The 6,129-nt window shown below is 68.0% G+C and carries 5 protein-coding genes and 3 pseudogenes; 6 read left to right on the forward strand and 2 right to left on the reverse strand.

Features of this window, described 5'->3' with window-relative positions:
• Nucleotides 1–388: 388 nt before the first annotated feature.
• From ABZ624_RS41725 to ABZ624_RS41735, 3 genes and pseudogenes are all read left to right on the forward strand, one after another.
• A pseudogene (locus ABZ624_RS41725) lies at nt 389–1,104 on the forward strand (IS6 family transposase).
• An 871-nt stretch (nt 1,105–1,975) separates the two neighbouring features.
• Nucleotides 1,976–2,266 carry a hypothetical protein gene (locus tag ABZ624_RS41730; RefSeq protein WP_360100761.1) on the forward strand — a complete coding sequence of 97 codons (291 nt, stop codon included), beginning with the start codon at nt 1,976–1,978 and terminating at the stop codon, nt 2,264–2,266.
• A gap of 300 nt (nt 2,267–2,566) precedes the next feature.
• Nucleotides 2,567–2,833, forward strand: coding sequence for a hypothetical protein (locus ABZ624_RS41735; protein WP_360100764.1), 267 nt, complete (start codon nt 2,567–2,569; stop codon nt 2,831–2,833).
• A 108-nt stretch (nt 2,834–2,941) separates the two neighbouring features.
• On the opposite strand, the gene ABZ624_RS41740 is transcribed toward ABZ624_RS41735, so the two are convergent.
• Complete coding sequence (locus ABZ624_RS41740; protein WP_360100767.1) at nt 2,942–3,244, reverse strand: hypothetical protein; 303 nt, start codon at nt 3,242–3,244, stop codon at nt 2,942–2,944.
• A 283-nt stretch (nt 3,245–3,527) separates the two neighbouring features.
• Here ABZ624_RS41740 and ABZ624_RS41745 point away from each other — a divergent pair, with 283 nt between their 5' ends.
• The 3 genes and pseudogenes from ABZ624_RS41745 to ABZ624_RS41755 all read left to right on the forward strand — a co-directional run.
• The gene (locus ABZ624_RS41745) at nt 3,528–3,707 is read left to right on the forward strand and encodes a hypothetical protein (protein ID WP_360100770.1); all 180 of its coding nucleotides are present in this window, start codon (nt 3,528–3,530) and stop codon (nt 3,705–3,707) included.
• A 125-nt stretch (nt 3,708–3,832) separates the two neighbouring features.
• Nucleotides 3,833–4,000: pseudogene (locus ABZ624_RS41750) on the forward strand (sigma factor); the annotation flags it as partial.
• 85 nt (nt 4,001–4,085) lie between these two features.
• Nucleotides 4,086–4,292 (forward strand): annotated as a pseudogene (locus ABZ624_RS41755) (IS6 family transposase); the annotation flags it as partial.
• A gap of 391 nt (nt 4,293–4,683) precedes the next feature.
• Here the strand turns inward: ABZ624_RS41755 and ABZ624_RS41760 are convergent.
• Nucleotides 4,684–5,850: an FAD-dependent oxidoreductase gene (locus ABZ624_RS41760; protein ID WP_360100773.1), complete on the reverse strand. Its 1,167-nt coding sequence runs from the start codon at nt 5,848–5,850 to the stop codon at nt 4,684–4,686.
• Between the last annotated feature and the right edge of the window lie 279 nt (nt 5,851–6,129).

The following is a 6,129-nucleotide window of genomic DNA, read 5'->3' on the forward strand; positions in this document are numbered from 1 at the left end:
GGCTCAAGACGGGCCCACTGCCCGTTCGTCAGATCCCCACGTCCCACAGGACGTGATCATCAACCAACAAGATCAACTTTCGCAACAGACCCTAGACGTTCAGCAGCCGCCGGGCGTCCAGCACGTAGCCGCTGACCTCCGCGCTCGCGGCGAACTCGCGGCCCTGGATCTTTTCCACGCCCGTCCTCCAGAGATGATCAACGTTTCGGGGAGCACGGTAGCCGCGGATTCAGGCGGCGGTAGTGCGCGGACTTCCGACTGGGCGGGGGCCGATGAGGACACGGGACAGCAGCCTCGGGTCGGCCAGTGCCAGGGGTCCCGCGGGTGCTGTCAGATTAGCGGCGGGCGTGAGATGGTCCTCATGGAGATCGTCTCGGGGGGGCTGCTCATGGACACGCCGCCGACATACAGGGGGTTCCGGTTCCCGGCGGAGATCATCTCCCACGCGGTGTGGCTGTACTTCCCCGCTTCCCGCTCTCCTTCCGCGAGGTCGAGGAGCTGCTGCTGGCCCGCGGGATCATCGTTTCCCACGAGACCGTCCGGCAGTGGTGCGAGAAGTTCGGACCCGAGTACGCAGCCGCGTTACGCCGTCGCCGGCCGCAGGCCGGCGACAAATGGCATCTCGATGAGGTGTTCATCAAGGTCAACGGGATGCGGCAGTACCTGTGGCGGGCGGTGGACCAGGACGGCCATCTGGACATCCTGGTCCAGTCCCGGCGGGACGCGAAGGCCGCGAAGCGGTTCACGGCCAAACTGATGAAGAAGCAGTGCCGGGTGCCCAGGGTGCTGGTGACCGACAAGTGCCGGTCCTACGGGCCGGCTCACCGGGAACTGATGGGCTCGGTGGAACACCGCTCCCACAAGGGGCTGAACAACCGGGCGGAGAATTCGCACCAGCCGACGAGGCAGCGCGAACGCGCCATGAAAGGCTTCCGCTCGCCTCGGTCGGCCCAGAAGTTCCTCGCCGCGTTCAGCCAGATTTCGCCCCATTTCCGGCCGCGCCGTCACCTGATGACCGCGTCCGAGTACCGGGCCGGGATGACCGCCCGCTTCACCGTCTGGGACCACATCACCGGCGTCGCCGCCCTGCCCACGGCAGGCTGAACCACGGCTGCCACCTGGCCCCACCACGACCTGTCGCACCCTCAACCACCCCACCAACCCGACAAGTTGACGACGCCTCCGCATCTGCTGGCCTGGGAGCTCGCCCGCCTCCCCCAGGGCAAACGCGTCACGCCGGTGATTCTGCTGGACACCTTTGAGGACGTCGGGGATCGAACCCGCCGCGACCTGGAGCGGCTCATCCAGCGCACGGTGTGGCTCATACCGGGTGCCTTCTGGGTGATCACTGGCCGTTCCCGCCTGCAGTGGGCCGATCCGGCTCTGCAGTGTCAGCTCGACTACCCCGGCCCCACCCCCTGGCCCGGACTCGCACACTCCGCAGTGCCTGCCGCCCGTACCCCTGCCCGCGCCGGCGCGCCGCGGCAGGTGTTGATCGGTGACTTCTCCCCCGAAGACTGCGACGACTACCTCGCCCGTCGTCTCACCCGCGACGGCCAGCCCTTGATCGGCGAACCCATCCGGCAGGTGATCACCACCAGGGCGCATGGGCTGTCGCTGTACCTCGACCTGTCGGTCGCCCGGTTCCTGGAACTGCGCCGCAGCGGCCGCACCCCGCAGCCCGCCGACTTCGACCACGACTTTCCCGCCCTGGTCTCCCGCACTCTGTCCGACCTCACTCCCGACGAACGGCACGTCCTGCGCTTGGTCAGCCTCCTGGACGCCTTCGACATCCCCCTCGCCGCCAAGGCGGCCGGCCTCACCCACGAGGCTCCCGCCCAGCGGCTGACCGAGCGGCCCTTCATCCGCGAAAACCCCTTCGCTTTCTGGCCGTTCCATCTGCACGGCCTGATTCGCTCCGCCGTCCGCAGCGCCGACGACACCACCGACGACCGCTGGACACCGCGCCCGCACCGTGGACCGGCTGACCGCCGTGCTCGACACCCGCCTCCTGCCCGCCGAGCTCGAGGAGATGGCCCTGTACTACCGGGCCAAGGCCCACCGCGACACCGGACACAGCCAGGAATCACGCCGCGGATACCAGCAGGTCGCCGACGGCAACGGCCGCCTGGCCCCCGCCGCCCGGCGCGGCTTCGCCCAGGCCGCCCGGCTCGCCGGGGACTTCCCCACCGCGCACGCCGCCGCACAGAGGCTGGGATGGGAAGGACGCCACCAGCGCGTCCTGGGCGACCTGTGGTGGCTGTAGGGCGAACCGGAACGCGCGGCCACCGCCTACCTCGCCGGGCGCACCGAAGCCGAACAGCACGCAAAAGCCGGCGAAGCCGCACACAACCAAGCCCTGCGCGCCCTCGCCGTCGCCTTCTACGACCCCCGCCAGGCCGACGACGAAATCGACCTCGCCCACCAGCTCCTCGCCAGCCTCGACCTGCGCGCCACCACGATCAACGCGGCCATCGCCGCACTGATCCGCGACGCCGGCACTCCCGCGCTCGACGACCGCATTCACACCCTGCGCACCGAGCTCGACATCGCCGGCCTCACCTCCATGACCCCCACCCTCCAACTCGCCGCCGCGTTCCACCAGGCTCTCCTCGACGACCACGCCGCACTCGCCGCCACCCTCTCCCGGCTGCGCGAACAGACCCAGAACGGGGACTACGCCTACTACATCGACATCGTCTCCTTCATGGCCGGCCTCCCTCTCCCCGCCGACCACACGGCGCCGCAGTGGCTGGATGGCGAACAGGCCACGCGCACCCGATGGCGCACGCTGGTTACCGCCCGCCAGCACCGCCTCCACAACAACCCGTAGCAGCAGAGAGGGAACGGCAGCCCGTGCCGCGCCCACCATCTGACCTGCACACATACGGCTGCGGCCCGCGAACACATCGGGTGTTCGCGGGCCGCAGCCGTAGGAAGATCAGCTGGCGTTCGGGTTCCGCCCGATCAGCTGGGTCAGCAGCTCAACGATCTGCGCCTGGTTGCGATCGATCTTCTCGGTGAGGCCGCGTACCTCACCGGCAAGGTCATCCACTTTCGCGTCCAGGTTGCCCACCTTCTGATCAAGGTTGCCCACCTGCAGGCGCAGGGCCGTGAGATCGCTCTTGACGATCCCGAACTCCCGATCCGTCCGCTCCGCCACGTCCTCGAAACGGCGGGTGAGAGCGGCGATCTCGCCCTGCGCGATGGGGTCCTCAGGCACGCGGATCTCCTGCCAGATCATGGGATGGAATGGTCGTCAGTGGCCCTCCACGATATCGCGGTCACTCCACCCTGGACTCCGCCTCCGGCAGTCGGCGATCTCCTGTGCGGGTGCCGACGCTCACTGCAGCATGGTCAACGATTGAACTAGGCGCAATCGTTTCGATACTGACCGTAATATTTTTTGGGACGTCGGCTGCACGTTCCGGCTTCCCCAAGCGCTTGATGGGTGGAGGCGGCTGTCGCTTCTGGTGCCTAAGGGGAGGGCGGCACCCAAAAATGAAACAGGTAACAGGGGAGGATCCGTGCAGCACAGCGCTGCAGCGTGGTTGGTTGAAATCGCGCTTGCCCTCAGGGTGTTCGGCCCGGATGTGATCCGCGGATGCCGCCGGCTGCTCACGGCCGGCGTCCGTATCGGCATCGCCCAGCTCACCGGCGCCCGCACCCCCGCTCGCACTCCTGAACCGCAGCGGGAGGCGTCGTGAGCGAGACGGGTCCGGAGGAGACCGGCGGCGCGGTGGGGACGCCGCGCGCGGTGCCGATCGACCAGTGGGACGTGACCGCGCGGATGTCGTACTGGGCGTTCCACCAGCGGCGCCGCACCGACTACATGCGCTACGCCTACCTGCAGCTCGGCTCGGACGCCGACGCGGAAGAAGCCGTCGACCTCACCTTCGACCAGGTCATGGACCGCTGGCCGCGCATGCTGCAGATGGAGAACCTGGAGGGCTACGCCTGGACGATCCTCAAGCGCCGCATCATCGACATGCACCGCAAGCGCCGACGCCGCCCGGAGCTCATGGAGACCGCCGCTTTCGAGGCCGCACTCGCCGACCACGTCGACGATCCCTACGAAACGCTGACCGACGCCATAGCGCGAGCGGCGTATGAAGGGCTTCCGCCACGTCGGCACCGCCCAGAGATTCCTCGCCGCCTTCTCCCGGATCTCACCGCACTTCCGTCCCCGCCGACACCTGATGACCGCCCCCGGCTACCGCACCGAGATGACCAACCGCTTCACCATCTGGCACCAGATCACCGGCACCACACTCATGGCCACGACCGCCTGAACCAGACACCACCCGCACCACCGGCATACCCCAACTCACCTCCTATACAAGGAACTTGACAAGCCCGTGCCGGAAGAAGCGGCTGAGCCGGTCTGGACCGCTGTCGGCCGGTACATCGCCCGCGACGGAGGCTGACACCTCACGCCGACGAGCGTTGGCCGACCACTGTGCCCCGCACGCCTGTTCTGTGGTTCGCGGCCCAGCTGCTGGGGTAGCCTGGCGACAGTGTTCGTGGCGTTCCCTCCGCGCCGCCTGCGGCGGGGCGCCACGCATACGGTCGGCCACGCCGACTGCGCACTGTCGTAGCGCCCTTCTGTTCTTCCGGACACGGCTGCGACGCGCTTGCCTCCTACGACCCCTTCCTGCAACTCTGCGTGCAGTAAGCCGGGATTCACCGCAGCAGTTGCCACGAATCAGCTGTTTGAAAGGTCGAGGTCAACGCGGGCGGGGCGTAGGACTCGACCAGATCGGCCACTTCTTCTGCGCAGCCGTAGGAGAAGCTGAAGCCGGACCCACCGTGTCCGAAGTTGTGAGTGATGTTGAAGCCGTAGTCGCGGGCCACGCACACGTTCTCCAGCCGGTAGGGGCGCAGTCCCACCGTCGGCTGGATACGCGGGTCGTCGAGGTCCAGGGGGCCGAGCCACTCCGGCAGGAACGCCCGGCACCGGTCGAACATATCTCGCGCAGGTCGGTATTCCTTACCGATGGACACGTCGTACTCGGACGGCTCCACCAAGCCGCCGAGCACCACTTCATCAGTCCGCGGCACCACGAAGACCATGTCCTGCACATGGTCGCTCTTGGCCATCACGCAGGCGCGCTGGGGACCTGTCCCATCAGCGAACAGTACACGGGGAACTCGCCACAACAGCCCGCGAAGCGGCACCATGGCCGCGCCCGCGAGTTCAGCCGCGCCTATCCCGGCACAGTTGACGATCGCGTCGACGCCGAAGACGCTGCGCAGCGCCGCCTCCTGGGGGATAAGCGGACCGGTCACCCGCTGCGGCACTCCGTCGCAGCCGGGACGAACCAGTTCCACTCCAGCTGCGACGGCCGCCTGTCGCAGCCACGGGATGTACCGGGGGGTGTCGATGGCCGGCACCACTATGCGATATCCCTCGACCACACGGAATGCTGCTGGGACCTCTGACAGTTCCTCGCGGGACAGCGGCCGCAGCCTCTGGAGCTCTCCCTGCTCAGCCAGTGCGGTGAGCTCGGCGAGTTTGGTCCGCTCCACCCTGTCCGACTGCACCGGTGAGGCGAAGTAGAAGTCGGCCTCCACCATGCGCACCCCGGTATGCGGTCCCTGCGCCGCGATCCTTTCGAATTCCTGGTAGGAAGTCACGCACCAGGCCTTGGACCGGGCCACGGACAAAGGATTGCCGTGCTGGCCACAGACTGCGGGCGGGAACTCCCACAGCGCGCCGGCCACGGTGGATACCGTCTGCTCGGCCGAGTTTGCCGCCAGCAGCCGCACCTGATGCCCGCGCCGTGCCAGCACCAGCCCGGTGGTCAGCCCGCTGACACCGCCGCCGATCACCAAGACTCCCAGATTCATACCACGCACTTGCACCATCAAGCCCCCCATGGGCACCATGAACAACCAGAACAGGAAAAATCCATCCGGCCCCGCCCACACCTAACTTGACGCGGCGTAGCCGCCGTGGGCAGGCGGAGACCTCACCAGTGCACCGCCTAGGGACGACGCCGGACAAGCCGCCAGCGCGAGCAGTCCCGGGCATAGCGATCAGGAGCCTCGCGTGTGCGGTCGCCGCTGCGGCGTAAGCGGCGGCAACCGGGGCTGCGACACCCAGCTGCGGCGCACGCAGCGCCGCCT

The sequence above is a fragment of the Streptomyces sp. NPDC007205 genome (assembly GCF_040634095.1).
In the GTDB taxonomy this organism is placed as follows: Bacteria; Actinomycetota; Actinomycetes; order Streptomycetales; family Streptomycetaceae; genus Streptomyces.

Coding starts and splice junctions, on each gene's coding strand:
- ABZ624_RS41735 (WP_360100764.1), top strand. CDS start 2,567: ATGACCCCCACCCTCCAACTCGCCGCCGCGTTCCACCAGGCTCTCCTC.
- ABZ624_RS41740 (WP_360100767.1), bottom strand. CDS start 3,244: ATGATCTGGCAGGAGATCCGCGTGCCTGAGGACCCCATCGCGCAGGGC.
- ABZ624_RS41760 (WP_360100773.1), bottom strand. CDS start 5,850: ATGAATCTGGGAGTCTTGGTGATCGGCGGCGGTGTCAGCGGGCTGACC.